Here is a 26,033-nt window from a genome sequence, read left to right as displayed (position 1 = left end):
CCAGAAGAGGAGGATGATACTCAGTAATGATGTTAAAACAACTAATTAAAAAGATGTAGGTTTTCTATCTTTACTAGGATACGCCTGCATTTTTTTATTTTAAGATAATGAGAAAAAAAGTATTTATAATTTTTGCGACTATAGTATTTGGATTGTTTTCTTTCAGTCAGGAAAACTCTTTTTCCTTTGAAGATTTGGAGACAATGAAAGATGATACTATTAAAGTAAATTTACTGAATAAATTAGCTTGGGAATTAAGAGAAAATGATTCACTGGCGAGGTCATTTGCGCTGGAGGCTAAAAAAATAAGTGAGTCCACTTCTTTTTATAAAGGTTTATCTACGAGCTTAACACGATTAGGTGTTTTAAATAAGAAAAAAGGGGATTATAAGAATGCCGAAGAAGATTATTTAAAATCATTAGTCATAGAGGAAAAACTTGGAAATTTGTATGGTATTGTCAGAGCAAAAAATCAACTGAGTAAAATTTATCAGAAAATCAGAAATTATAATGAGGCACTACGATATAGTAGTGAAGCTATAGTCATTTGCCAAAAACTAGATAATAAGGAATTATTAGGGTCAATCTATGGAACAATTGCTTCCATATATTTTGATGTAAATTCTTATGATTTAGCCCTGGAATCACATCTCGAAAGCATAAAAATAAGAGAGAAATTAGATGATAAGAAAAATCTGGCAAAATCCTATTTGAATATAGGTATTCTTTATAATATTTTAAGGAAACAGGAAGAAGGGGTGTTGAATTTGAACAAAAGCAAAAAGCTTTATGAGGAATTGAACAATAAACCATCTTTAGCTAAGGTATATATTGCCTTAGGTGTTAATCACGTAATTAAAGGGGAATTGGATAATGCTCTTATGTATTATGAAAAAAGCTTACGCATAAAGGACGGATTTGGATTGAAAAACAAGGAAATTATTTTAAATAACATAGGTGTTATACAAGAGAAGAAACAATCCTATAATCTTGCTGAAAAATACTATGTTGAGAGTATAAACTTAGCAACTAAAGAGGGTAACGAACTACAATTGTTAGATACTTTTTTCAACTTAGGGAAATTATATAGAAAAAGAAATTACAACAAAAAGGCCTTAAAATATCTTGAAAAAAGTCATGAACTGGCGTTAAAATATAATAGGGATTTGGATAGGTTGAATATTTATATGGGGATGGCTGAGGCTCATGAACATTTGGGCAATTATAGAAAAGCATCACTATTTAATGAAAGACATATCATTTTACGAGACAGTATTGATACTAAATACAGAGCCGCAGAAATTATTCAATCTAAGTATGAAAAGGAGAAAAGAGAGTACGAAATATTAAAAAAAGACCTGGAGATAAGTAACGAAAAGACACGTAGTACAATTTCTGAAAATAAAAGAAAAACTACACAATTATATGCGCTTTATGGAGGTGTTATTTTGATGATTTTATTATTTTCTGCAATATTCTACGCTTACAAGTCAAAAAAAGCAAAAGAATTAGCAGAGAGAAGCCAAAAATTGGAAGTTCAAAAAAATATAGAGTTACTCAAAAAACAAGAGTTAAAGTCCATAAAAGCAATGATTGACGGTCAGGAAAGTGAACGAAAAAGGATTGCTCAAGATTTACACGATAGATTAGGAAGTATGCTTTCTATGGTAAAATTGAATTATAAATCTATTGAGGATAATATAGATAAATTAAAGCAGGAAAATAAAGAACAATATTCACAGGCTAGTTCATTGTTGGATGAAGCTTGTAATACAGTTAGGGAGATAGCGCATAACATGGTTTCAGGAGTGCTCACAAAGTTTGGTTTGATAGCTGCACTGGAAGATTTAAAAAATACAATAAAAGGAACGAATACCTTTCAATTGGAATTAATTACATATGGACTAGACGACAGGTTGGAGAATAGCCTTGAAATGGAATTGTACAGTATCATTCAAGAGTTAATACATAATGTTATAAAACATGCAAAAGCTGAGGATGTGAGTGTTCAACTATTGAAGAGAGTAGACAGTATAAATCTAACTGTTATTGATGATGGGATAGGATTTGATAATTCAGAAGAAAAATTAAAATCTGGCATAGGTTTAAAAAGCATTGCTTCCAGAGTAAATGCATTGAATGGAGTTTTTAATATTGATACAGGAAAAGGTAATGGGACAACAATCAATATTGATATCCCATTACAATAAAAAATAAATACAAGCAGATGAAGAAGATAAAGGTAATTATTGCTGATGATCATCAAATCGTTATTGACGGACTGAAATCGTTATTGGTCAAAGAAGAGCATATAGAAATAGTCGGAGAGGCACTAAATGGTAATGAAGTTCTGGATATTGTGAGTAAACAAGAGGTCGATATTGCAATTTTGGATATAGAAATGCCCTTACTATCAGGTATTGAAGCGACAAAAATTATAAAGAAAGATTTTCCAAATGTTAAGGTATTAATATTGTCTATGTATAATACTGAAAAATTTGTTCATAGTGTTATAGAAATTGGAGCGGATGGATACATATTAAAAAATAAAGGTAAAGAAGAGTTAGCTTTAGCTATTAAATATATTGCAGATGGAGATGAGTTTTTTGGAAGAGAAGTAGAAAAAACATTTCGACTCAGTCAAAAAAAGAAAAATGATGAACTAAAAAATATTAAACTTACTAAAAGAGAAATAGATGTTTTAAAACTCATAGCTACAGGTGATACCACTCCAATAATTTCTGATAAATTATGTATTGCACATAGTACTGTAGAAACCCATCGAAGAAACCTAATTGAAAAAACAGGTGTGAAAGGCGGATCCAAAGGATTGGTGAAATATGCTTTTGAGAATGGTTATATCTGACAAAATTTAAAAAGTGATGGTATACGATGCCTTATTTTAATGATTGTTTTTGTATTACTTGTGATGAAATACTTCAAATAGCAAATGGCAAACTAATCCACATATACATATTCTAAATAAGATATTAGAACGTTTGAATAAATCGAGAAAACCAAACCTATCCTTAAATCAAAATGTATCTGGGATCAATCTAGGAAATAAAAAATTAGAAGGTTATAATTTCCTTTTGGATACAATACTTCACATATTAAAGGTTCATGATTATTGTTAATATTAAAAAGTTTAAATGATTGCCTTCCTCAATTTTGAGGATAAAAAGTCTTTGAAAAATCAATAATTCCGATGTTTTTTATCACCAACTTTTAGTTCAAATTTGTAGTGTTAATCCAATAAGAATTAAAACGTATGTCACTACAAATACAATATTCAGGAAAAATAGCTACAGAGTTGAAAAAAGTTACTGTTGATCTTCTAAATAAATGTGAGAGGTATTAAAATACTAGGAGAGGAAGCTGAAACTTGATATAAGCTCCAATATCGGTTTTGAAACAGAGAATGAAAAGGCATCTTATTAATAAGTAGCCTAACAGAAATAAATTAATCGAAATCAGAACTAAAGTTAGCTATTATGTCAAATCGTATACCTGTCTTTATTGGCTCTTCTTCAGAGGGGTTAAAAGCTGCTCAAGCAGTGAAAATGAACTTGGAAAGAGAAAGTGACTCTTTTGAAATTGAAATTTGGGATCAAGGGATGTTTTCTACCAGCACTTTCATTCTTGAATCTTTACTGGATAAACTACCAAAGTTCGAATTCACAATCTTTATAGTGAGTGCTGATGATCTAATTCAAATAAGGGAACATAAACTTGTCACCACTAGAGATAATGTAATTTTCGAAATCGGACTTTCAATGGGCATGAATGGTCGCAAAAGAACTTTCGTTGTTTCAGAACAAACCGAAAATATAAGAGTGCCTTCTGACCTTATGGGATTAGTAAGGGCTACGTATCGTCGACCAGAGTCGTCAACATGGCAGGCCGCAATGGGCAATGCGTCTTTCGAGATTGTTCAAGCGATACACAATTACAGAGAATGTAATGAATTGGATCGTTTAAAACAAACTACAAAGTTATGGATCGATGAACTTGTTAAAGGTGCTTTGCGAGTGTCCTGTAAAGCATTAAGTACTCCTACAGAATTTGCAAATGCTGGGCTAAGAGCTTTTATTTTTAAGATAGAAGATGATGAGTTAGTTTGTAGTAATTATTGGTCTCAATATCCAGTTCGGGAAGTTGCAGGTTTCTTACGATTTAAAATCACAGAAGAAACGAAAACTAAAATAGTAGTGGTTAGGGCGGCTTTTGAAAAACGTGTGTGTGGACAAGAAGTAGAACCGCTCACTGAATCTATAAAAGGAGTACAAGGTGAAGTAGAAGAAGAACTTAAATACATTTTGGCTGCGCCGATTGTAGCACCTGATGGTTCGGTATGGGGGACCGTTGATATTGATACTACTACTGATTCAGGAATGAGAATATTGAAAGGGGCATTAACTGAAAATGTTCTTTTTGAACTAGGTAAGCATATCTATTTAGCATTAAATTATAACTAGTAATCATGATAAACTCCTTTTTAAAAGAACTCAAAATTTTTTCAAAACAAAATTGGTGGGTTTGGCTGATATTGCCCTTAATGATATGGCTTTGTTTTAAGTATGATAATGATGGAAGCGAAAGAATATATGCTGAAATCACAGTATTAATGTTTCATCTTATTGCTGATATTCTTATCATGATGATGCTTTCATCCTATGCAATTGGAGATAGAATCTCCATGCAAAATGGTACGTACTATCAGATTGCTTCATTTGTGCTGTTTTTTCTACTAAAGCTGTACCAAGGAGAAGTAAACAAGGAATGGCATTACATTCTTGGTGATCCGCTTTATATTCTTGCAGCAATTCTGAATTACCGTACCTACATACTAAAGAAAAAGACACCTTGGTTCAATTTAAAGATGATGTTTTTCTTACTGATAGTCTGTCTTATATTGAGCTATTTTTCCATAACAAGTAACGTTGAAGGAATCAACAGTAGGAATTTAATCACATTCGTACAGGCAATAGGGATATATTCATTTGCAGTGGCATTATCAATTCTTGATCATCCAAAACTCCAAATAAGGGCTCAACTATTTGCTCTTTCCCTTATGGTAGGAGGCTCTATTGCAAAATTTATTCATTCACTTCGAATGGAAATGGACTCAGTTTCTGGACTAGAAATGTCTTATATAATTCTCCCCGGGACCGTATTGGTTTTCCTTATTCAAAATTCAATAAAGAACAAAGGGCGGAGAAAAAAAATCAATACTTCGGATGTGTTTTATCAATAACCACTATTTCACATTTGTATTGCTAATCCATTATAATTAATAATTCAAAAAATATGTCACTACAAATACAATACTCAAAAAAAATAGCCAAAGAGTTGGGGAAAGTTGCTGTTTATCTTCCTGGTGAAGAAATTAATGTTGGAGATATTGTCCAGTTTCCTCATGGAATTGGTTTGTTTAGAACTGCTCCGTTTGGTAGTTTTCAAAAAATTACCGATTTACAAAATCTTGGAGCGAATTATGAGGTTAAAGAAGATTTAGGAACTTCAGATTCATATCAATTTACAAGTTACAATTCAGTTGATTTTGAATTCGATTTAGGAGGGAAAGTAGACTTGGGAACAGAAGAATTACCAAGTGGTAATGGTAAATTGAAATTATCATTTTCGCAAAAAGGAGCAATACTCTTTTACGCTGTAGAATGTAATAAACAATACATAAATAATATTCTTAATCTTGAAAATGAAATTGTTGATAATGGTAAAGAAATGCACTGAAATGATACCTTTCTTGTCACCTCGTTAACGATAGCTAAAAAAGCATTTGTTGTGCAGTCTATTTCTAAAAGCGCTGAATTAACCATTGGAGGTGATGTAGAAAACACTTCTACCGGCAAACTAAAATTAGATGTAAATGCTAAAATTAATTTAGAAAGGCAAAAAGGTGGTATGCTAATTAAAGAGTGGTCGGATGATGTAGCTGTATTTGTTGATGTGATGAGATTTAAAAAGAAGATTTTTAGCAAAGAAAAAGCCTTTGATTCTAATCCATTGATTGATAATGAGAAAAGTTTTAGAATAAATCTAGAATCGGTAGATCTTTCTCAATACATAAATGAATAACTCCATACTAAAAAATAAAAAGATGAGACGAGCATTAATTGTAGGAATTAATCATTACAAGGGAGGTCCTTTGGATGGATGCATTAATGATGCTAAAAACATGTACGAAGTATTAAATAGACATGATGATGGTAATATTAATTTTGATTGTAAGTTAATAGTTTCTAAAGATGAATCTCAAGAAAAAAGGATTACTGTAACACGGTTGAAAAAGGAGATATTTAATTTATTTCACCAAGAGGCTGAAATAGCAGTACTATATTTTTCTGGGCATGGAGCGTCCACCGAGATAGGTAATTATCTTGTAACACAAGATGTTAAAAAATATCAGGAAGGGGTTTCATTAGAAGAAGTTATAACACTAGCCAATTCTTCTAAAGTCAATGAAGTCATTATAATTTTAGATTGTTGTTATGGTGGAAGTTTAGGAAATCTTAGAGAAATTGGAGGTCGTAAAGCTTTATTAAGAGAAGGCGTTTCTATATTGACAGCCAGTAGAGACACACAATTTTCTTTTGAAAGAAATGATTCGGATCAAGGATTGTTTACATCGATTATTTATGATGCACTAGAAGGAGGTGCAGCTGATATATTAGGAAATGTTAATGTGTCTGGATTATATAATTATGTAGATCAATTATTAAACTCTTGGGAGCAACGTCCAATCTTTAAATCTCATGTTTCTAAGATGGTTTCACTCCGCAAATGTACTCCTAAAATTAAGCTTGAAACACTGAAAAAAATCACAAATTACTTTCCAGGTAAAAATTATAAGTTTCCGTTAAATCCAACTTTTGATAAAGACTTAGATTCTTCAAATAAGGATAATCAAGATATAATGAAAGATTTACGTGAATATTATAGACTTGAGTTATTAGTTCCTATAGGAGAAGAGTATATGTATCATGCAGCAGAAAATAGTAAACCATGTCAGCTAACAAAAAAAGGAAAATACTTTTGGGAGATGGTGAAAAATAATAGAATATAAGGATGATAACATTTATTTAATCTTTATCACAAACACATCTTATTTAATAGCTTTTTTTATTAATATTTAAGTTTGTGAATTCTGAAATAATTACAAAATGTGTATACAAAGTATTAAACACCTAATGAAATAATTAGAATTTTAGAAAGGAGAGTTCTGCTGAATAGATATTGATATAGTTTTAGTTAAAAAAGACAAAACAGGACTTCTATAAAAAGTCCTGTTTTGAAGTCCTGAAATGTTTCTATTTGTATGGTTTTGTAGGCTTTTAAATCCTTTTTCGAACCCTGTAGATGTTTAATTATCTGATTTTTAGTTTTTTGTAATTGTTGTTTTTCTATTCTCATAACCCGAAAGTCGCGGATCCTGTGCTGAACTTGATTCAGTATTCGAGTCCTGCTCCCGCAACGAAGAAAAGCTTCAGAAATAGTCTGAAGTTTTATTATTCTATCAGAATAATAAAAGGATGTCGTTTTTAATGAAGAATAAAAGCAATATGTTAACTTAGATAACTATGGGTTTACAAAAAGAGAATGTTATTTGGTTTTTTGGATTATCGGGTTCGGGTAAAACGACGTTGGCAGAAGCTCTGAATAAAAGGCTTTTAAAAAAAGGTTTTTTGACAAGAAGATTAGACGGCGATATACTTCGTGAAAAATTAAATGCAGATTTAGGTTTTGAAGAAGAAGATCGAAAAGAGAATATTAGAAGAGCAGCTGAGGTTGCCAAATTATTTTCTGAAACAGGAATAATTACAATAGCTTCATTTATAACTCCAAAAGAAGAACTACGAAATTTAGTTAAGGAAATAGTAGGAAAAGATAATGTAATTGATATTTATGTTGAGTGTTCTCTTGAGACATGTATTAAACGTGATGTAAAAGGACTTTATAAAAAAGCTTTGAATAAAGAAATATTGAATTTTACTGGAATTGATGCTGTTTTTGAATCTCCAAAAAATCATCGTTTTACGGTTAATACCGAAGAAGAAACAGTGAGTCAAAGTGTAAATTCAATTGTGTTGTTTCTGGAGGATAAAAGATTATTTTAAAAGTAAAGCACATTGCTCATGTGTGGTAAGGTTTTGAGCATTTTTAATATTTAAAAGCATATCTCCGAATGCATTTATTTCTAAAACGTACACTTGTTTCTTAGGTGTTAAAAGTACATCTACTCCTGCATAAAATAGTTTTGGATAGCAACTCATTGCTTTTTCAGCAATTGATTTAATTTTTTCAATTGTTTCTGAATCTAATTCTAATTTTTCTAATTCTAATTTTTTATTACCTAAATGTAAGTTTGTTATGGTGTGATTGCTTCCACGTGGTACAATAAATTCAGCTGTACCATTTATTACAACAACTCTAAAATCAATATGTAAGTTTTCGTATTTGTACTTTGGTAACCATAATTCTACATGTAGTGAGTCAAATGGTATATTAGACCAAATACGATCAATACTACTTTCAGTTTTATAATGTTTTAATTTTAAAGAGTTGAATAGTAGATCGTCTTTTATAGCTATCGCTGTGTATAGATGAAGATGATTTTCATTCTTATATCTAAAAGCCATTACTCCAGAAGCTGAAGAACCAGCTTTTGGTTTTAAAAACACTTGATGAATTTGTTGTTGTAACATCTTTTGCTTCAAATCTGAATATGAATTACAATTTAGGTAAGGAGGAACCGATACCCCTTCATTGTAAAGATGTTTTGCTGTCTTCGATTTATTAAATACGGCTACTATTTCTAGTGGGTCATTAATGAAAGAAATCGTGTAAGAATTCTCTAAATTCTTTATGGTTCGGAGTAGCATACACCAGCCTTTATACCATAAATTAAAATTTGATATTTGACCAAAATGAAAAGTTGTATTTCTTATTTCTTCTCTTTGAGACTCGTTTTTGCACCCTAAAAGAAGTATTTGTTTGTATGTTTCTATATCTTCTCCAGCAGATTCTAAACGTATTTGATAAGAGTTATTCTTAGAAAGTGAAAAATTAGCATGTATAATATCAATATAAGAAATACAAATCAGCTCTTTTTGAAGAGCTGATTTCCAAAATTGAATGCGCCTTGAATTTTTAGGTGCTATGATTATATATTGTTTCAAAAACTTGAATTATTATTCTCCAACTTCAACATAATACCAATCTTCTTCGATAGCTTCTTCGTAATAATCTGAATATTCAAAACTTCCTTTGCTGCCAAATCGTTGGCGAAGCGCTTTTGTTTGCTCTTCGGTCATATAATGAAAGTCACAATTTAATTTTTCTAATTGGTCTAAACCTTCATTTCTTAACAAAGAATTACCGCCTTCTTCTCTTAATACTCCCATCGAAATATCTAAAGTTTTGATTCTATTTAAAATCTCATGATTTTCAAGAACAGAAACAATATCATCTTGTATCTCAGAATTCATAAGTCCTAAGTGTTTTAAATTTGGAAACGGATCGTCAGCTAGTAATTTTTTAACGGTATCCTTTGTTACAGTCGCGCCATAATCTGATGTTCCAAACCAAATTTCCAATTCTTCTAAATTCGTTAATGAGTTTTTAGATTTAGCAATGTCTTCAATAAGTTCATTATCTAATCCGCCTGATTCAATAGTCAATGTTTTTAAATTAGGTAAATTAAAAGTTCCGAAAGTTAAACCATTTCCACCTCGAACTTTTAAGCTTTCAATATGACTATACGCTTTAAGGAAATCTTCAAAACTAGATTGTTGTATCCACGAGATTTCATTTTCTTCTGATTCAATATCCCCAATAAAGAAATGTTTTACATTAGAAAAATGACTTTTGTTTTCTACGAAAAAGTTTAAGATATGGTGGCTGCTTTTATCATATCCTTCTTCCCACATTCCAATAACAATTTCTTCAACTTTATCACTATTCTTTTGCGCTTTAAAATTGTTTAGAAACTCTACTATTTTAGGATCATCATCATATTCATTAGAAATAAACTTATAAGCATGTGTAGGATCTACTTCTTTATTTAACTCGTAGGTTACAACTTTTCTGGAAGGTAAACTTATTGCTTTATATCCTTTCTTTTCTTTTGAAGCTATAAGCTTTTTGGCATCTTTTAAAGCTTCTTCTTCAGAGTTAAAAGTCTTATCTTTTTGTACACCTTGTGTACCAATTTTCCCATATGTTACCGAATGGATGTTACCTTTAACCAGTATTTTCCAAAATTTTTGAGAACTACCATCTTTATACTCTAAATATTTTTCCATGAGTTATGATTTTATAATTCGGGTTAATAATTCGTTTCCGTAGATTTCTTTCAAGTTTAACGAGTCAAGATTCATGTAACCAATATAACAACCACAGGTGTTATTTGGGCATGTTGTTTTTTGGATTACATCTTTTAAATTGTTTTTATAGATATTTCCTAATTTCTGCTTTACAAAATGACAGGGATATACATCTCCTTCGCCTGTAATTGAAAAGCTAGAATAACCAGCTTGACATGATTTATGTAATGAATCGTGATATGTGTTATTGATTTTAAAATATGGATCTATTTCTGTTAACCAAGCTTTTTCACTTTCTGAATAATAATTTACCTCTCGTTTATATGCATTTATCCAAATATATCTATCTGTGAGTATTGCTTTTAATTTTTCAATAGCTTGGTAATGAGCTTTCATCCCTACAACTCCCACGCTAAATTGTATGTTATTAGCGATTAAATACTGACACTTTTCAATAAATTTTTCAAAACGAACTTCATCAGGATGATAAGTAACCCAAAGTCTAAATGTAGAAGGATTTACTTCTTTTACCCATTCGAGTTGACAAGAAAGGTTGGTTTGGATAGATATTAGTTTTACATGTTGCATATGACTAAGGCGAATCATTGCTTTTTGGTAATACGAACGAATCAATCCTTCTCCCCAAGGAGTTAATAAAATTCGTAAGTTTTCTGTTCTTTCTTCAGCCCAATTTGCAAAATTGTTCAAACATTTTTTATCGTATAATAACTCTTCGCGAGTATTTTTCTTTTTAGCGAACGGACAATAGTGGCAATCATAATTACAACTATCTAAACTTCCTCTATAAAGTATGTTCCAGTTTACTTCCATTCAAAATCTTGCATTAGTCGTTTACTGTTTTCTGAATATAAAGCGGGACCAATAACATCTTCATAGCACATTCCTTCTTGATTTAAAGCATAAAGTTCAGGTTGTATTTCTGTTAGCCAATTTCTTTCAAGTAATTCATTTAAAACCTCAAATTCATTGAATGGACTTACATCAAAAATATCTTTGTAAAGTTTTTCATTTAAACGCCCTCCATCAGTTAAAGACTTTATTAAAAATCGCCTCTTTTGTTCGTCTGTATTTAAAGCAACACCATAATTTATACTTTTGAAATCTTTGGTGTTCATGTAATCATTAATGATTGTTTTTATTTCTTTACGATTTACAGCATAATCGGTACTATAGTGAAGGTTTTTTGTATAAGAACGAGCACCAGCTCCAACCCCAATCATATTATCGGTGATTGAAGAATACTTAGATTCTGGACGACAATCGATGGCTTCTTTTCTTCGAAAACATCGCATACTTGTTTGAATGTAACCATTGTTCAATAAAAAATCTCTACCGGTAATATATAGTTTAAATTGATGTTGACTTTGCTTTTGATTTTTAATTCCTAATCCAGTTAATTTTCTGATATATAAAGGATATAGAAAAATTTCAGTTGGCTGGTATGCAATTGTTTTTTGTAAAGAATATAGAAATGATTTGTTTGTTTGATTATGAGTGCCATAAATCAAATCCAGATTAAATTCTTCAACACCAGATTGAGCTATATGTTCAACAGCTGTTAATGTTGTTTCTATGGTTTGAGGTCTCCCTAATGCTTTCATTTCATCTTGTATCCAAGACTGGATTCCCATACTTAATCGAGCTATTTTATATTCTTTAATCAGCGCTATTTTTTCTAAATTTATTGTTTTAGGTGAAGCTTCGATGGATCCAAAAAACTGTTGCGGATTCACGCCAAAATCAATAATGCTTTTAAATAACAGTTCAAGTTCATCAACGGCTAAAAATGTTGGAGTTCCTCCTCCTATAGCAAAATTTTGTAAGTATAGATCTGGAAGTACTTCTGAAATCTGCTGTATTTGTAATTGTACAGTTTCGATATATTTTGAAACACGCTCTTTAGGGTTTGAGATTGTAAAAAGATTACAAAAACCACAGCGCATTTCACAAAATGGAATATGAACGTAGAAGAAGGCTGAGTTTTGTTTTTGCCATACATCTTTCAAGTCAATCGGAGTTAATTCTCGATAAGTAGACTTGTGAGGATACGAATATGTATATCCTTGATATGGCTGAGTAATATCCAAACTATTCGAAACTAACATTTGCTAAGGTATTGTAAATATGGAACCGTCATTACAGTTTCGTGTGCATTTCTGTGCCCCCAATGATCATGCTCACCATAAGCTGTTCCGTGATCACTACAAACTATAATTAATTTATTCGTACTTCTTTTTTCTATAGCTTGTTGTAATATTGGTAATTGAGAGTCTACATATTGTAAGGCAGCAGCATGAGTTTCAATATCATCCTTTTGTTTACCTTCCATGTAAAAATGAGTAGGTTGATGCGTTGCTGATATATTTATAAATAAACATATAGAATCAGAATTTTGTAAATGCGTTTCGGCGGTTTTAAATTGAAAATATGTGGAGTCTTTTTCAGTTACACCAAGTTGTTCTGTCCATTCACTGTATTGAAACATTTCAGGTAAAACATTACCAATTGCATTTTTTTTATTAAAAAAACCGACACCTCCTATACAAACAGTTTTATATCCTTTATTGGCTAAAGCTTCGATAAAATTTGATTCTTTAAATACAAATGTATTTTGATTCGTAGATTCACTTCCCTCAAAACTACTAGCAAAAAGTCGAGGGGTTATTTGCTGACCAATTTTTGTTGGTAAAAAACCGGAAAAAAAGGCTAGATGAGCAGGAAAAGTAAAGCTAGCAGGAGTATACCGCTTTTCCCAACCCGAACTTGGCAACCATTTTGAAAAATTGGGTAATTTTTGATCACGAAATAATTGCTGACTTACGTCATATCGCAACGAATCTAGTGTAATAAAGATAATATCGTAATCTGGTATTAAATTATTAAGGTTCATTTTAGAGTACAGCCGTAATGTAATTTATTTTTCCCTAAGATATGATATTAAATCTTTTAATGAAGAAATATTATTATGGGTAATTAGTGGTCTATTGTGTGAAAGCCATATGCTTTTCCATCCCAAATCTCTGGGAGTCAGGTAATCTTGCAAGTAATGATCACCAATCATCATGAGCTCGCTAGAGGAATAATTCTTAGTCTTTTGTATATGCTTGTAAAAATTATGATCTGGTTTTCGATAGCCTATTTCCTCAGAGATATATACATGTTCTATATGATTTAGTATACCAGCTGCCTTTAATTTGTTTGTTTGATTTTGGATTCCACCATTCGTTGCAATGATTAATTTATACTGTTTTTCAAGACGCTCGAGTATTGCTAAAATCTCATAATTCATCACAACATAGTTGTGTAGTTCATTAGCACATTTCAATGTTAAGATTTCTGGAGTAGTAGATAATTTATATTTTTTAATTAACCATTTATAAAAGTGATGGCGAGAAGTATAACCCCAGTTATCATAATGCAATATTAAATTTTTATCGATAGTTTGAAGTTTTGATAGAACATCGTTTTTTAACCATAACCAATAGGCTTTATTTCTGTTAATCAATGTGTTGTCTAGGTCAAAAACTAATGTCATGCTGTAAACATTATTAGATGTTCATTTTGTAGTTTTACAATTCTCTTACATTTTTTCAGCCTCTTTATATTTATAATGATTTGAATTAGAAGTAATGATCTCAACTACTTTTTTAGCGTTTTTTGAATCTCTATGTTTTAAAAATAATAAAGCTTTATATCAAAGCCCTTCCTTATGAGGTTAAAAACTTGCTAGTGCTAAGATGAATAAAAATTTCAAAAGTCTCATTATAATTTTCGAGTTACGTATTAGCTTTAAACTTTTTTCTAGCCCGTCCTTTAAAAAAAGCCTTCCTTAAATAACTATTTGATCTTGTCAATAAGTAGTTGTTTGTATTGTTTACTCAATGGGATTTTTGTGTTGTCTATGAGTACGTATTCCGTTTGTATTGTATCTATTTTTTTGAAGTTAACGATAAAAGATTTTTGAATCTGTACAAAATCTTCAGAAAGTTTTTCTAAAGCTTCAGCAATAGTTTGTCTTGCCATAACTTTCTTTTTGTCTGTAATATAGTGCATATAGTTTCCATCTTTTTTTAAATATTGAATGCTAGTTGTTTTTAAAATATGTGTTTCTAATCCACTTCTAATAAACAATGTTGAAGAAGGTGTATTCAATGAATTATCATGAGTTTGTAAGGTGTTCTTATCAAGTAATTTGGTTATCGTTTTAGAAAAGCGTTCTAGACTTATTGGTTTTAATAGATAATCTATAGCGTCAATCGTATAACTTTCTACAGCATGTTCTGAGTATGCGGTTGTGAAGACAACATCAATTTCTTTCGGAAGCATTTTGGACAAGGATAAACCACTTAAATGAGGCATATTAATATCCAAAAAAACTACATCGACCGAATTTGTATTGACAAATTCTAATGCTTTTAATCCATTCCTAAAAGTATTGACCAACTGAAAATCTGAAAAATGTGCTAAATAAGAACTAACTAATTCGATTGCCTTTGGTTCATCATCAATAATAAGTACTTTAATCATTAGTGTCGAGTGTTAGTTGAACGATGTAGGTTTTGTTTTTTTCAAAAGTAAGCTTGTATTTATCCACATATGCTAGGTCTAATCGTTCTTGATTAGATTGTAATCCAAAACCACCTTCCTTATTTTCGAAAGGAATCTTTGGTATAGAATTCTCTATAGTAAAACATATTCGGTCTTTTGTGGAAATATCTACATATATATTTATAAAGGAATTTTCTTCAGGCTGTACTCCATGTTTAAAAGCATTTTCGACATAGCATAAAAAAATACCAGGCTCGATGAGTTGAGTGTCGTATTCACCAGAAATATCAATCTTAAAATCGATTTCATCATCTTCGAATCTTAATAAATGAAGTTCTATAAAATTCTGAATGAATATTATTTCCTCTTGGATAGGCACTTTTTCGTTTTTGGTATCGTAAACAACATAGCGCAATAAACCAGAGAGTTTATGAATACTTTCAGCCAATTTAGGATTATCCGTTTGATTGACCATAGCTAAAAGGTTGTTCATCGTATTAAATAAAAAATGAGGTTGTAACTGTTGTTTAAGTAAGTTTAGTTCAGCTCGGTTTTTAATTAATTCTAGATTTTTTTTATCTCGCTCGTATTGTAACCATTTCTTGGTAAATCCATAGCAAGTTACTACGGTAATATAAAAGAAGAGAATTAATACAATCGTATTTCCATCAGGTAAATCCTTTTTGTTAGATACACCAATATATAGTAATAATGAAATATAAAGAGACGCTGTAAGAAAGATTAAACCAATGGATTTTATAATAAACCCTTTAATTGCTTTTGGTGTTTTAAGTTTGTGAATGAGGAATAATTCAACATAAAAAAAGATTCCTAAGAGAAATTGCGTAGCAAAAAGTATTTTGACTTTAGTATGATTACGAACTAATATTTCCTTTTTTTGTCCGTCGATAATTTGAATCCCTTCTACATCCATACTTGCATTTCCGTATACAAAAATCCAAGTTACGAGAATCCAGAAGATAAAGTTTACTACTATTTCTATTCTTGAGAATTGCATACTTCAAAGATAACTTTCTTAGTTACTAATTACCTGAAAGTGTTATGAAACCACCTTTTTTTGTTATGAAAATGGGTGCGAACTATAAGTAACAAACTCTTAGATTTTTATAACAAAAAACCGGCAGTATATCACTTCAATTCCAATTAATAGTAATTACAAACTTATTTAGCAGTGTCATTTATTTTAAAACACACTAAAGAGTATGAATACAAAACTAAATTCCCTTTTTCGGTTTTCTATTAAATATGGTCTCCTATTGGCAGCGATCCCTACAATTTATAATATTGTATTGGTCATATTAGGATTGCATTTAGATTATAATCATTACGGAGATGGTTTGGGAGAATCGTATTCTAAAGCAAGATCATATCTTTTGCCAGTGCTTCTTTTTATTGCAATTTACATATACAGAAAAGGAACTATAGGTGCTTTATCGTTAAAAAGAATTGTCAAACTAGGATTATGGATTTTTCTTACGGCTTCTATTTTAATTATTAGTTATAATCTAGTATTTCGATTCATAATAGAACCAGATTGGGCTACTAAATTCTATGAAATAAATCGAGAAGAGATTTATACTATTTTAGTAGAAGGTCATCAAGAGACAGGTAGGGAATACACTCAAGCGGATATGGATACTCATGTATCTAGAAATGGAAATTTATGGAATATGCTATTTGCAAATCTCGTTCTCAATTTTGTTTTTACTTTATTCTTTTCTCTTGTGTTTGGGTTCTTTTTACGTAAAAAATAAAGTTCTATTCTTATTTCATTCTATACTATATAAAGAGTGTTTTAAGAAGTTAGTTTATCCATTCATTTTCTTACAAATAATATATGAAGTCAAGAGACATGTCACAAAATAGTGACATGTTCTAATAAAATTCATAACTTTGTACATTATGTTGACTAAAACTAAAGACCGTATTATCCAAGCCGCAATTGATGTTTTTAATCATGATTTTTCTGCTCCACTTCAAAAAGTTGCGGATAATGCGAATGTTACACGGAGAACATTACACCGTTATTTCAAGGACAGGGATGAACTCGTTGCAACATGTGAACGGGAAATGGAAGTAAGTTGTAAAAAGGCAATGATCGCTGCTATTAAAAGCTCTGATGATTCCTTAATGCAATTAGAAAACATGCTAAATGCAGGAATCGATTGCGGAGCCAAATACTATTTTTTTTATAAACTCTATCAACAAGAAGGACATAAACGTTCTGGTAGTAATAAGGATTGTGAAGATTACGATTACATCTATAGTAATTTTAAAAAAATTATTAAGGATTTGCAGAATAAAGGAATTGTAGATAAAAAGATGACCATAGAATGGATTCAGAATTTACATGCAGGAATTATAAATAGTACAGTCAATGCTAAGGAGATAGACCAATCCAATGGAATAGAAATCAGAAAGTTTGCATGGAAATCATTTATTAATGGAATAAGTACTTAAAAAAATTTACAAAACCATGTCTCAAATTTGAGACATGGTTATTAAAAGTAAACTCATAATTTAAATTATATAAATGAGATGCTATAGGAGAAATGGAAAGATATCAGGTGTCATACAGCAATAAAAATAGGTTTAACAGTATCAAATATAATAATGCCAGTACGATTAAAAACAATACCAAAAATTAGTAAAATGAAAGAAATAAAAGAGTTAAAAAAAAATGATGTTATAATTGTTGGCGGTAGTTATGCGGGGCTTTCTGCCGCTATGACTTTAGGACGTTCCCTAAAAAAAGTATTAATTATTGATGCAGGAAATCCATGCAACAAGCGGACACCACATTCTCATAATTTTCTCACACAAGATGGAAAAACACCATCTGAAATATCTTCTTTGGCAAGAGGTCAGGTGTTAAAATATAAAACAGTATCCTTGTTTAATGACATCGCAATAAATGGATATAAAACCAGTGAAGGATTTGAGATAATAACCAAATCAGGAGAAAAGTTTTTAGGTAAAAAACTATTGTTCTCAACAGGTATAAAGGATATTATGCCAGAAATTAAGGGTTTTGCCGAATGTTGGGGGATTTCAGCGATTCATTGTCCGTATTGTCATGGATACGAATTCAATGGACGTAAAACGGGTGTCATATCAAATGGTGATGACGCATTTCACTACGCCCAATTGATAAATAACTTAACAAATGACTTAACAATTTTAACTTCTGGGAAGGCTAACTTTACCAATGAACAGATACTGAAGTTGAAATCTCATAATATTAATATTATTGAAAATGAGATCATGGAGATAGAACATAAAGAAGGTATGGTTGAAAATGTTGTATTTGAAGATGGTATAAAAATTTATTTTGATGCTTTATATAGCGGTCTACCTTTTAAACATAATTCCAAAATCCCCATGTTATTAGGGTGTGAACTTACAGAACAAGGATATTTAAAAGTTGATGATATGCAAAGAACCAATGTTAAAGGGATTTATGCGTGTGGTGACAATACAAGGCCTATGCGTTCTGTGGCTAATGCAGTATATACAGGTAATTTGGCGGGAGCAGCTCTAAATATGGAATTAACGACCGAATCATTTTAACGGTATAAAGATTTTGGAAATTAGACTTTTACATTAAAACTTTTTAATGACTCTATCTTTTACTCGGAGGACATAAAGGATGTTTCTAAAATTTAGCGTAAGATTGGAAAAACTAATTATTTAATCCTGATTGTAAATGATTAATACTAAAAGTAAAATAAAAGAACAATATAATTTTTTTGATTGTGGATAAACGAGGCTTTGTTTCTCTCTCCTAATAAATAACTAGTAATAACATCATTCAAAACAATCAGCAGCGTATTCATGAAAAACAAATAGCAAAAGCTAAAGAAAAATTATTTACAACAAATCTTACAATAAATGAGATTGCTTATAGGTTAGGTTTTGAACAATCTCAAGCATTTAGCAAACTTTTCAAATCCAAAACATAACTTTCACCTTTAGAATTTAGAGATTCTTTTAACTAATGAAAATTTCAAACATGTTACGAAGTGGAAAGGAAATCCTAAAGTTTATAAGTTCTGCTAAACGCATAATTTGTATATTGGTAAGTAGAAAATAATAAATATTAAAATTACTTACCAACTTGCTTAGTGTTATTTCAAACTGTATATATTTGAAACTCTCACACAACACATTGTTGAGATCTTTTCGCTAATTAAAACAAACAAAATGTCGATAACAAAAGAATCAGAATTAATCGGAATGAAAAAGGTTAGTGAAGTCGTAGCTACTACATTAAAATTAATGCGAGAATATGCTAAAGTGGGTATGTCAACTAAAGAATTAGACGAATACGGAGGCGAAATTTTAAAAAGTTATGGAGCAAATTCAGCTCCATTTAAAACCTATGGATTTCCAGGTTATTCCTGTATAAGTACTAATGGTGAAGTAGCTCATGGTATACCATCTGAGAAAAAGATATTAAAAGAAGGTGATTTAGTTAATATTGATGTTTCTGCAGAACTAAATGGATTTTGGTCTGATAATGGAGGTTCCTTTGTGCTTGGAGAAGACATAAATAATTATCAACCTCTTGTAGATGCTTCAAAAAACATTTTGCATAAAGCTATTCATAAAATAAGAGGAGGAGTTAAGATTTCGGAAATTGGATATTTGATAGAAACGGAGGCTAAAAAGTTTGGTTATAAAGTAATTAAAAATTTGGCAGGCCATGGAGTTGGCAGAAGTTTACATGAAGAACCTGAAAACATTTTAAACTACCGAGTTAAAACCAACCGCGAAAGATTTAAAAAAAATACTACAGTAGCTATTGAAACATTTATTTCAACCAAATCAACTATTGCAGTGGAATTAAAAGATGGTTGGACTTTAGTAGGAAACAAAGGTGGTTACACTACGCAGCATGAACATACGATACTTGTAACAGGTAATGCTCCAATTATTTTGACAGAGTCTAATGGAATCTGGAATTAATTATGTGTAAGGAGTACTAATTTTTTGGAACTTTAATCATTTGATTTTATTGCAATGACGTCATTCAGGTTCAATCTGAATTATGCAAATCAAAAAAGCCACCTTAATAGGCGGCTTTCTCTCGTTACATTTAATATCTTAACCAATAACTTAAGATTAGTGTATAATTAATTTTCGAACAAGTACATCGGTACCTAAATTTACTTGTATCAGATACATTCCTGTATGTAATCCTAAATCTCTAGTTTTGATATTGTTTACTCCAGATTTTAGTGTAATACTTTTTTGTTTTTTTCCAAAGATTGAAAAAACAGTTGCTTTAACCGAGTTATTGCTAAGATTACCTATTTGTATATTGAAAGATTCAGTTGCAGGATTTGGATAGATTTCCATTTTTGGATTATCCAAAGTATTTTCAGCGTTTTCTGAAATAATCGTTTCTGTGCTATTTTCAGCAAATGAATTTACTGCAATAAATGTCCAATGTTGGTTTTGATTATTATTGTTGGAACTCCATAGATAGGTGTTTTGACCATTGCCACCTCCATTATTTCCATCTATAGAGAAAGCAGAAGCATTTCGTTTTTCCAATCGAAAGTTTCCTCCACCCACATTTACTTTTCTCCAATGTTGATTGAAATTATTTTGGTTGTATTGCCACAAATAAAGGTTTTGTCTATTTGCACCTCCATTACCACCATCCAGAGCAAAATTGGTACCTCGCTTTATGTACGAATAATACCCATTACCTTGATTTACTTCTATCCAATGTTGATTTTGATTAGTACTATTATTAGACCACAGATATACGTTTTGGCCATTTGCTCCTCCATTTCCACCATCTAATGCAAATCCACTTGCATTACGCTTTACCATACGAACTATTGGGCCTGAAGGACCACCAGTATTTCCTAATCCCATAGCTTGCCAAAAAGCAGGGATGGTAGCTCTTTCTCCAAAATTAGATCCTGAAGATCCAGAACAACCTCCATATGCATGCACTCCAACTGCATTTCCTTGAGAATCAATAATGGGACTTCCAGAATTTCCACCAGTAGTGTCGGTTCTATACCGTACAAAGGTATTATTAACTGAAGTTTGTGGTCCACTATGTGTTTGTTGTGTTTGGTTATCAATACCTGTATCTGTTCCAAAACCAGTAATTCTAATATTGCCTACGGGAGCACTTTGAACTACATTAAATGATTTGCCTTGTGCTTGTATAGGAGTAAGACCAGTTTGCGAATTTGAGCTAGCAGTAAATACAGCCCAGTCATTTGCTGGACTTGGACTATTGCTGTAAGGAGTTACAAAATTTCCTATCGGATATTGATCTTCCGGTCCTGGATGTACAATACTACGATCAGGATTGGATTTTGGAACGTTAAATTCTATTAATTGTGCTCTGCTACCTACACAATGACCAGCAGTAACTAATCTTCCGTTTCTGATGATCCAACCAGTACAGCCTATAGGAACTATTCTACCAACCGCTGCGTCATTTGCATCAACACGATCATCATTAGGGCCACATTGAGATTTTACTTGTGGACTTTCGATACCTACTCCTATTTCACGAATCTGAAGTCCAACTGATTTTTCTGTCGGAGCTATATGTAAGGTTAAAGTAACTTTATCTCCATTAAAATAGGCACTGGAATTTTTCCAGTCTTTAATTGTTGAAGATGTGAACGTTTGTTGTCCGCCATCATGGTCTGATGTAATGGTTAGGGTACTATTTTTTCCTAAGTTTATCTCATCAAAGAAAAGACGTAACCAAATTGCACCAGGTTCCGATATGGTTTCTGTTAGTACGGTTGTAATACTTTTATCTAAATTATTTGGTGATTCCAATCGTACATCGGATGATTTGTACGTAACTGGTAACGGATCTGTTGCCTGTCCATAATTTAAAAATGGAACTAGCATGCATAGTATACAAATTAATATTCCAAGTGTAGAAAAAGAATACTTGCTTGTAAAAATGGTTAAATTGTTAAAATGTGAATTCATGTAAATAAGAATTAGTAAGTGTTGGTTAATATATTAAACCGGTATAACGAGTTTCAGGCAAAAAGTATCCCTTACCAATTCTCTTACTAATACTATTTATTCAACTATAAAGAAGAACTAAAAAGTATATGTTTTCACTTTTCCGATAAGAAAGATAAAAAAATCTCCAAAACATTCCATATTTTAAATGCCATAAATTCATGTATGACAATGTGTTATAGTATAGGAGATGTTGTTTTTATATCAGTTGATTCCATAGTTTTTAAACCTGAAATAGTATATATAGAAAAAAGCTTCAATGTAGTTATGAAGCTTTTTTAAAGGCTAAAACAGCTGTCGACTTGGATGATAATTGATCTTTACCAAAGTTAGCATTTGATGAGTTGTATGGAATTGAAAAGATCAGATAATTTAACGAAAAGTCTCAATATCAACACCCAAACAATTGCTTAGATTTTCTAAATATGTCTTTCCTAAAAATTTATAAAATCGAGAATCTTTTTGAGGTTCACCGCATGCTTCTAATTGTGCATGCAAGATGATACAAAATCCCTTTTTGTTATCAGCTTTAGATTTTAAAAGAAGTGAATAGACAGTCTCCTTATCTACACCCATATAAATGTATGCTACAGCTACACGCCAATAATCTATATAATTTAGCAGCTGGTTAGGGTTCTCTTCAATATTGGCATACGCATATGCTAGATCTCTAACCCCTTTATTATAATCTTTAGCAGTCGTTGCATTGGTTTTTGGAGGATAATAATTTAAGTCAATGTGCTGCGCATTTAAGAATGCATTCATAAATATTGTGAATATTATGGTAACTATTATTTTCATGATCTATAGTTTTTTATTAGAATACACTTCCGTTATCTCTTCCGGTATTTCTTTTTTCAATTTCTTGTGGAGTAAGTTCAGGGAGTCCAATACTTCGTCTTTTTATATTTACAGTTTTTGGGTCTACCTTTCCAGGATGATAACCGTAGATACTTTTGCCTGTTTTAAAAATTGAATCGATATCTTCAAACAATGCCCAGAAAAAAGGTGTTATTTTTCCGGTTGCTATTTCTTTATCGATATAGGGCTTGAAAAAACTCCATACCCAATTTTTTTCGCCATAGGTACCTCGCTGATGCCATAAAAGTAAATGTGCTTCCTTTTGCCATCCAAACTCTTTAGTAATGTCAATTAGTCTCGCAATATTAAGACTATCTGCATGCTGCATAACCTTTCTGTTGTACACTTCAAGCTCCTTATCAATTTTCGGAGCCAATATGGCTTTGTATTTTTCCATAGCATCTTTGTCCTGATTTGCTTTAGCCTTTAACCATAACTCAAAGGCCATTTCCTGATCTTCCTTAGTAATGCCCAAATAATAATCATCTAACTTGCGAGTAACTTGATCTCTATTGATAAGTTCTTGTACCTGAAAATAAATCATAGGATTATCAATGGATGTGTAGAAATTGGCTAGGTAGGTATTGTAATTAGGTAATATGGATTCTAGGCAGTTTTGATAAAGTTTATTATCAGAGAACTTAGATAAGCTTTTTTTAGGAGCTTTTTTCTGTTCAATAGCCTGGATAATCCATTTTTTACAGCTTGATTCATTTTTTTCTATTGCCGCGCATTTGGCAGCATTTAGATATTGAGCAATAGAGTTGTCATTATGGATTGCAAATGCTTGCTCGTAATAGAATAGAGCTTTTTTGGTTTCATTTGTTTGTAAAGCGCGACGTGCTGATAATAAAAGATCTGCATGTTTTACAAAGTCGATCTGTGAACTACATATTTGCGTAATAAGTAAACAGATAAATACTGTTAATCGTTTCATTTCAAAGTGATTTTATAATTACACTACAAAGCTATTTGGATCAATTCTGAAGTTTGATGAAATGAAAATGAAGATCTTATAACAAAAACCTAAAAAGCTGAATGAAAACTGAAAAAAGCCAAAACATCTCTTAAGAATTTATAATTTAGATCACGAAATGAAAAGAAAAAATATCGTCATAGTATTATTATCACTGCTAATTTTAGGATGTTTAGTGGTTTGGCAGATCAATCATATTAATGATGAGTATGCACTAAAAATCGATCTGGCCAAAACCGAAATGCAAAAGGCTTTAATCGAAAGTGCAATTGAAATTAGAAAAATAGAGAATAATGATCCATCACTCAGAAAAGATACTTTACGGATGCATCAAGTTACAGATTCTATTTTGGTTAAAAACTTTGCATCGTTTGATAGTGATATTATTTGGGGTTATTTTAATGGTTTAAATGAACCCATATCTAGTTTGAATACTCATAAAACCAATACAAAGCTTCAAGAGTCTAATCTGAAAGTTTGTACCTCTTGTCTATTGATGATAGGGTTGGTAAAAAATATAGACCCTAATACGGCAACAGAAAATGAAATAGAAGAATCTGGTTATATTTTGGATCATACACCTGCACAAATGCGGGATATTAGAGGGATAGATGCTTCAGGCTTAAATTATTTACATATACTCCCAAAACCTAAAAAAATAGGATTGATTCAATATGTAATACCCATTACCTTTTTGATAGGGCTTTCTTCATTATTTATTTGGTTATTGTATCTTAATTATAAACAAAGCAGACTCATTAAACAGAAAGATGAATTTGTGAATCATTTATCGCATCAATTTCAAACTCCCTTGTCTTCTATTAAATTAAGTGCTAATCTATTGGCAGATAAAAAGGATAAAGATGAAGAGTTAATAACTATAATACAAACAGAAAGTAACCGCTTAGAAAGTCATATTAAAACAGTACTACATTGGGTTAAGTCTGATGCCGATCGATTACATATTACTAAAAAGAAATTGAGTGTAATTGACATTATCGAGCGTTCACTAAAACAGATGAAACCGGTATTCATTACCAATAAAACGAAAGTTAATTTTGTGCCTTCGGAAGAAGATTGTAAGGTGTTTGCAGATGAAAATCATTTGCAATTGATACTTTTTAATATTTGGGAAAATGCTATCAAACATAATGAAACTCCTGTCGAATTAACCATAAACTATTTTGAAAATGGAGATTATATATCCATTAAAATATCAGATAATGGTATAGGATTTCAAAAAGATGTTACTCTTGAAAAGTTCAAAGGCTTAGGGCTAGCATATGTTTTCCGGATTATGGAAGAACATTCTGGAAGTGTGGAATTGAACTCGATTAAAAATAAGGGGTTAAGTGTGCAATTAAATTTTCCTATTAACAATGACTAATATTCTACTTATAGAGGACGATAAAAGTTTTGGATATGTTCTGACAGAATATATGAAACTAAAAAATTACAATGTGATTTGGAAAGAAACGGTAAACGAAGCATTATCTGAACTACGGTCATCCAAAAAATTTGATTTAGCAATTTTGGATATTAACTTAAAACAATCTACTGGTTACGAAATAGCTAAATCCATTAAGCAAGAAAATATTGCATTACCCTTTATATTTTTGACCGCGCGTGACTTAAAAATAGACCAACTTAAAGGATATCAATTAGGAGCTGAGGAATATGTAACGAAGCCAATTGATGAGGAGATACTTTTGGCTAAGATAGAAACAATTTTGGCTCGTAATAAACATCATTTTTCAGAAAAGAACGAACTCAGTTGGAACGATGTGCATTTAAACCTTGTTAAAAGAGAACTTAGAGTAAAATCTATAGTAACCCAGCTAACTGAGCGAGAATGTTTGCTATTAAAAATGTTACTATCAAATCCTGAACAGCTAGTAGAGCGTAATAAAATTTTAATGCAATTGTGGGAAAGTCAAGATGAATTTTCTCGCAACTCCATGGATGTTTATATTTCCAGACTACGTAAATATCTTTCTAAGGGACAAGTAAGTATAAGAAATATTCATGGCAAAGGTTTCGTGTTAGAATCATGAATAGTTGTGTCCTAATAGTATACGCATACATAATAGCACGTTCAGAAGTTCTGATAAATTAAAGAGGAGTCATTTTTACCGTTTTTAAAAGGACTATATTTGCAAATAGTACCATTTTAGTAACATAATTAGCATTGTTATTATATGGATTAGAGATACTAATTAGACCTATGAACTCTTAATAAA

25 protein-coding genes and 1 pseudogene are annotated in these 26,033 nt (G+C 31.1%); 15 read left to right on the top strand and 11 right to left on the bottom strand.

Features of this window, described 5'->3' with window-relative positions:
* The first annotated feature begins 107 nt into the window (after positions 1–107).
* The 8 genes from GBO31_RS07930 (at position 108) to cysC (ending at position 8,138) form a co-directional block, all read left to right on the top strand.
* Positions 108–2,210: a tetratricopeptide repeat-containing sensor histidine kinase gene (locus GBO31_RS07930; RefSeq protein WP_219007794.1), complete on the top strand. Its 2,103-nt coding sequence runs from the start codon at positions 108–110 to the stop codon at positions 2,208–2,210.
* A 17-nt stretch (positions 2,211–2,227) separates the two neighbouring features.
* Positions 2,228–2,866, top strand: a complete 639-nt coding sequence (locus GBO31_RS07925) for a response regulator transcription factor (protein WP_219007793.1) — start codon at positions 2,228–2,230, stop codon at positions 2,864–2,866.
* 628 nt (positions 2,867–3,494) lie between these two features.
* Complete coding sequence (locus GBO31_RS07920; RefSeq protein WP_219007792.1) at positions 3,495–4,478, top strand: nucleotide-binding protein; 984 nt, start codon at positions 3,495–3,497, stop codon at positions 4,476–4,478.
* Between the two features lie 5 nt (positions 4,479–4,483).
* The gene (locus GBO31_RS07915; RefSeq protein WP_219007791.1) at positions 4,484–5,257 is read left to right on the top strand and encodes a hypothetical protein; all 774 of its coding nucleotides are present in this window, start codon (positions 4,484–4,486) and stop codon (positions 5,255–5,257) included.
* Positions 5,258–5,310: 53 nt separating this feature from the next.
* On the top strand, positions 5,311–5,754 hold the full coding sequence (locus GBO31_RS07910; protein WP_219007790.1) for a hypothetical protein: 444 nt from the start codon (positions 5,311–5,313) through the stop codon (positions 5,752–5,754).
* Between the two features lie 51 nt (positions 5,755–5,805).
* A complete protein-coding gene (locus GBO31_RS07905; RefSeq protein WP_219007789.1) occupies positions 5,806–6,099 on the top strand; it encodes a hypothetical protein in 294 nt (97 codons plus the stop codon).
* A 22-nt stretch (positions 6,100–6,121) separates the two neighbouring features.
* Positions 6,122–7,087, top strand: coding sequence for a caspase family protein (locus GBO31_RS07900; protein WP_219007788.1), 966 nt, complete (start codon positions 6,122–6,124; stop codon positions 7,085–7,087).
* 514 nt (positions 7,088–7,601) lie between these two features.
* Positions 7,602–8,138, top strand: a complete 537-nt coding sequence (gene cysC / locus GBO31_RS07895; protein ID WP_219007787.1) for an adenylyl-sulfate kinase — start codon at positions 7,602–7,604, stop codon at positions 8,136–8,138.
* On the opposite strand, the gene GBO31_RS07890 is transcribed toward cysC, so the two are convergent.
* The 8 genes from GBO31_RS07890 to GBO31_RS07855 form a co-directional block, all read right to left on the bottom strand.
* Positions 8,130–9,200 carry an STM4014 family protein gene (locus GBO31_RS07890; protein ID WP_219007786.1) on the bottom strand — a complete coding sequence of 357 codons (1,071 nt, stop codon included), beginning with the start codon at positions 9,198–9,200 and terminating at the stop codon, positions 8,130–8,132. The genes cysC and GBO31_RS07890 overlap by 9 nt on opposite strands.
* A 12-nt stretch (positions 9,201–9,212) precedes the next feature.
* Positions 9,213–10,325, bottom strand: coding sequence for a WGR domain-containing protein (locus tag GBO31_RS07885; protein ID WP_219007785.1), 1,113 nt, complete (start codon positions 10,323–10,325; stop codon positions 9,213–9,215).
* A 3-nt stretch (positions 10,326–10,328) separates the two neighbouring features.
* Positions 10,329–11,177 carry an STM4011 family radical SAM protein gene (locus tag GBO31_RS07880; RefSeq protein ID WP_219007784.1) on the bottom strand — a complete coding sequence of 283 codons (849 nt, stop codon included), beginning with the start codon at positions 11,175–11,177 and terminating at the stop codon, positions 10,329–10,331.
* Positions 11,168–12,472, bottom strand: a complete 1,305-nt coding sequence (locus tag GBO31_RS07875; RefSeq protein WP_219007783.1) for an STM4012 family radical SAM protein — start codon at positions 12,470–12,472, stop codon at positions 11,168–11,170. The genes GBO31_RS07880 and GBO31_RS07875 overlap by 10 nt, the downstream gene beginning before the upstream one ends.
* Positions 12,466–13,257: an STM4013/SEN3800 family hydrolase gene (locus GBO31_RS07870; protein ID WP_219007782.1), complete on the bottom strand. Its 792-nt coding sequence runs from the start codon at positions 13,255–13,257 to the stop codon at positions 12,466–12,468. Before GBO31_RS07870 ends, GBO31_RS07875 begins: the two co-directional genes overlap by 7 nt.
* Positions 13,258–13,281: 24 nt before the next feature.
* The gene (locus GBO31_RS07865; RefSeq protein WP_219007781.1) at positions 13,282–13,902 is read right to left on the bottom strand and encodes an HAD family hydrolase; all 621 of its coding nucleotides are present in this window, start codon (positions 13,900–13,902) and stop codon (positions 13,282–13,284) included.
* A 302-nt stretch (positions 13,903–14,204) separates the two neighbouring features.
* On the bottom strand, positions 14,205–14,894 hold the full coding sequence (locus GBO31_RS07860; RefSeq protein ID WP_219007780.1) for a LytR/AlgR family response regulator transcription factor: 690 nt from the start codon (positions 14,892–14,894) through the stop codon (positions 14,205–14,207).
* On the bottom strand, positions 14,887–15,933 hold the full coding sequence (locus GBO31_RS07855; protein WP_219007779.1) for a sensor histidine kinase: 1,047 nt from the start codon (positions 15,931–15,933) through the stop codon (positions 14,887–14,889). Before GBO31_RS07855 ends, GBO31_RS07860 begins: the two co-directional genes overlap by 8 nt.
* 205 nt (positions 15,934–16,138) lie before the next feature.
* On the opposite strand from GBO31_RS07855, the gene GBO31_RS07850 reads away from it, so the two are divergent.
* The 5 genes and pseudogenes from GBO31_RS07850 (at position 16,139) to map (ending at position 19,904) form a co-directional block, all read left to right on the top strand.
* Positions 16,139–16,690, top strand: a complete 552-nt coding sequence (locus tag GBO31_RS07850; RefSeq protein ID WP_219007778.1) for a DUF4199 domain-containing protein — start codon at positions 16,139–16,141, stop codon at positions 16,688–16,690.
* Positions 16,691–16,838: 148 nt separating this feature from the next.
* Positions 16,839–17,396, top strand: a complete 558-nt coding sequence (locus tag GBO31_RS07845; RefSeq protein WP_219007777.1) for a TetR/AcrR family transcriptional regulator — start codon at positions 16,839–16,841, stop codon at positions 17,394–17,396.
* 153 nt (positions 17,397–17,549) lie between these two features.
* A complete protein-coding gene (locus GBO31_RS07840; RefSeq protein WP_429725713.1) occupies positions 17,550–18,506 on the top strand; it encodes an NAD(P)/FAD-dependent oxidoreductase in 957 nt (318 codons plus the stop codon).
* Between the two features lie 242 nt (positions 18,507–18,748).
* Positions 18,749–18,898 (top strand): annotated as a pseudogene (locus GBO31_RS07835) (helix-turn-helix domain-containing protein); the annotation flags it as partial.
* 241 nt (positions 18,899–19,139) lie between these two features.
* Complete coding sequence (map, locus tag GBO31_RS07830; RefSeq protein WP_219007776.1) at positions 19,140–19,904, top strand: type I methionyl aminopeptidase; 765 nt, start codon at positions 19,140–19,142, stop codon at positions 19,902–19,904.
* Positions 19,905–20,060: 156 nt separating this feature from the next.
* Here the strand turns inward: map and GBO31_RS07825 are convergent, their stop codons facing one another.
* The 3 genes from GBO31_RS07825 to GBO31_RS07815 all read right to left on the bottom strand — a co-directional run bounded on the left by GBO31_RS07825 (position 20,061) and on the right by GBO31_RS07815 (position 23,754).
* Complete coding sequence (locus tag GBO31_RS07825; protein ID WP_219007775.1) at positions 20,061–21,917, bottom strand: trypsin-like peptidase domain-containing protein; 1,857 nt, start codon at positions 21,915–21,917, stop codon at positions 20,061–20,063.
* Positions 21,918–22,328: 411 nt separating this feature from the next.
* Positions 22,329–22,757 carry a hypothetical protein gene (locus GBO31_RS07820; RefSeq protein WP_219007774.1) on the bottom strand — a complete coding sequence of 143 codons (429 nt, stop codon included), beginning with the start codon at positions 22,755–22,757 and terminating at the stop codon, positions 22,329–22,331.
* A gap of 16 nt (positions 22,758–22,773) precedes the next feature.
* A complete protein-coding gene (locus tag GBO31_RS07815; protein WP_219007773.1) occupies positions 22,774–23,754 on the bottom strand; it encodes a hypothetical protein in 981 nt (326 codons plus the stop codon).
* 157 nt (positions 23,755–23,911) lie between these two features.
* On the opposite strand from GBO31_RS07815, the gene GBO31_RS07810 reads away from it, so the two are divergent.
* Positions 23,912–25,180, top strand: coding sequence for a sensor histidine kinase (locus GBO31_RS07810; protein WP_219007772.1), 1,269 nt, complete (start codon positions 23,912–23,914; stop codon positions 25,178–25,180).
* Positions 25,173–25,847: a response regulator transcription factor gene (locus tag GBO31_RS07805; protein WP_219007771.1), complete on the top strand. Its 675-nt coding sequence runs from the start codon at positions 25,173–25,175 to the stop codon at positions 25,845–25,847. The genes GBO31_RS07810 and GBO31_RS07805 overlap by 8 nt, the downstream gene beginning before the upstream one ends.
* The last annotated feature ends 186 nt before the right edge of the window (positions 25,848–26,033 follow it).

The sequence above is a fragment of the Aquimarina litoralis genome (assembly GCF_019295435.1).
Lineage (GTDB): Bacteria > Bacteroidota > Bacteroidia > Flavobacteriales > Flavobacteriaceae > Aquimarina > Aquimarina litoralis_A.
This window is presented reverse-complemented; position numbering and strand designations above follow the sequence as displayed.

Coding starts and splice junctions, on each gene's coding strand:
- GBO31_RS07930 (WP_219007794.1), top strand. CDS start 108: ATGAGAAAAAAAGTATTTATAATTTTTGCGACTATAGTATTTGGATTG.
- GBO31_RS07925 (WP_219007793.1), top strand. CDS start 2,228: ATGAAGAAGATAAAGGTAATTATTGCTGATGATCATCAAATCGTTATT.
- GBO31_RS07920 (WP_219007792.1), top strand. CDS start 3,495: ATGTCAAATCGTATACCTGTCTTTATTGGCTCTTCTTCAGAGGGGTTA.
- GBO31_RS07915 (WP_219007791.1), top strand. CDS start 4,484: ATGATAAACTCCTTTTTAAAAGAACTCAAAATTTTTTCAAAACAAAAT.
- GBO31_RS07910 (WP_219007790.1), top strand. CDS start 5,311: ATGTCACTACAAATACAATACTCAAAAAAAATAGCCAAAGAGTTGGGG.
- GBO31_RS07900 (WP_219007788.1), top strand. CDS start 6,122: ATGAGACGAGCATTAATTGTAGGAATTAATCATTACAAGGGAGGTCCT.
- cysC (WP_219007787.1), top strand. CDS start 7,602: ATGGGTTTACAAAAAGAGAATGTTATTTGGTTTTTTGGATTATCGGGT.
- GBO31_RS07885 (WP_219007785.1), bottom strand. CDS start 10,325: ATGGAAAAATATTTAGAGTATAAAGATGGTAGTTCTCAAAAATTTTGG.
- GBO31_RS07880 (WP_219007784.1), bottom strand. CDS start 11,177: ATGGAAGTAAACTGGAACATACTTTATAGAGGAAGTTTAGATAGTTGT.
- GBO31_RS07875 (WP_219007783.1), bottom strand. CDS start 12,472: ATGTTAGTTTCGAATAGTTTGGATATTACTCAGCCATATCAAGGATAT.
- GBO31_RS07870 (WP_219007782.1), bottom strand. CDS start 13,257: ATGAACCTTAATAATTTAATACCAGATTACGATATTATCTTTATTACA.
- GBO31_RS07865 (WP_219007781.1), bottom strand. CDS start 13,902: ATGACATTAGTTTTTGACCTAGACAACACATTGATTAACAGAAATAAA.
- GBO31_RS07860 (WP_219007780.1), bottom strand. CDS start 14,894: ATGATTAAAGTACTTATTATTGATGATGAACCAAAGGCAATCGAATTA.
- GBO31_RS07855 (WP_219007779.1), bottom strand. CDS start 15,933: ATGCAATTCTCAAGAATAGAAATAGTAGTAAACTTTATCTTCTGGATT.
- GBO31_RS07850 (WP_219007778.1), top strand. CDS start 16,139: ATGAATACAAAACTAAATTCCCTTTTTCGGTTTTCTATTAAATATGGT.
- GBO31_RS07845 (WP_219007777.1), top strand. CDS start 16,839: ATGTTGACTAAAACTAAAGACCGTATTATCCAAGCCGCAATTGATGTT.
- GBO31_RS07840 (WP_429725713.1), top strand. CDS start 17,550: ATGCCAGTACGATTAAAAACAATACCAAAAATTAGTAAAATGAAAGAA.
- map (WP_219007776.1), top strand. CDS start 19,140: ATGTCGATAACAAAAGAATCAGAATTAATCGGAATGAAAAAGGTTAGT.
- GBO31_RS07825 (WP_219007775.1), bottom strand. CDS start 21,917: ATGAATTCACATTTTAACAATTTAACCATTTTTACAAGCAAGTATTCT.
- GBO31_RS07820 (WP_219007774.1), bottom strand. CDS start 22,757: ATGAAAATAATAGTTACCATAATATTCACAATATTTATGAATGCATTC.
- GBO31_RS07815 (WP_219007773.1), bottom strand. CDS start 23,754: ATGAAACGATTAACAGTATTTATCTGTTTACTTATTACGCAAATATGT.
- GBO31_RS07810 (WP_219007772.1), top strand. CDS start 23,912: ATGAAAAGAAAAAATATCGTCATAGTATTATTATCACTGCTAATTTTA.
- GBO31_RS07805 (WP_219007771.1), top strand. CDS start 25,173: ATGACTAATATTCTACTTATAGAGGACGATAAAAGTTTTGGATATGTT.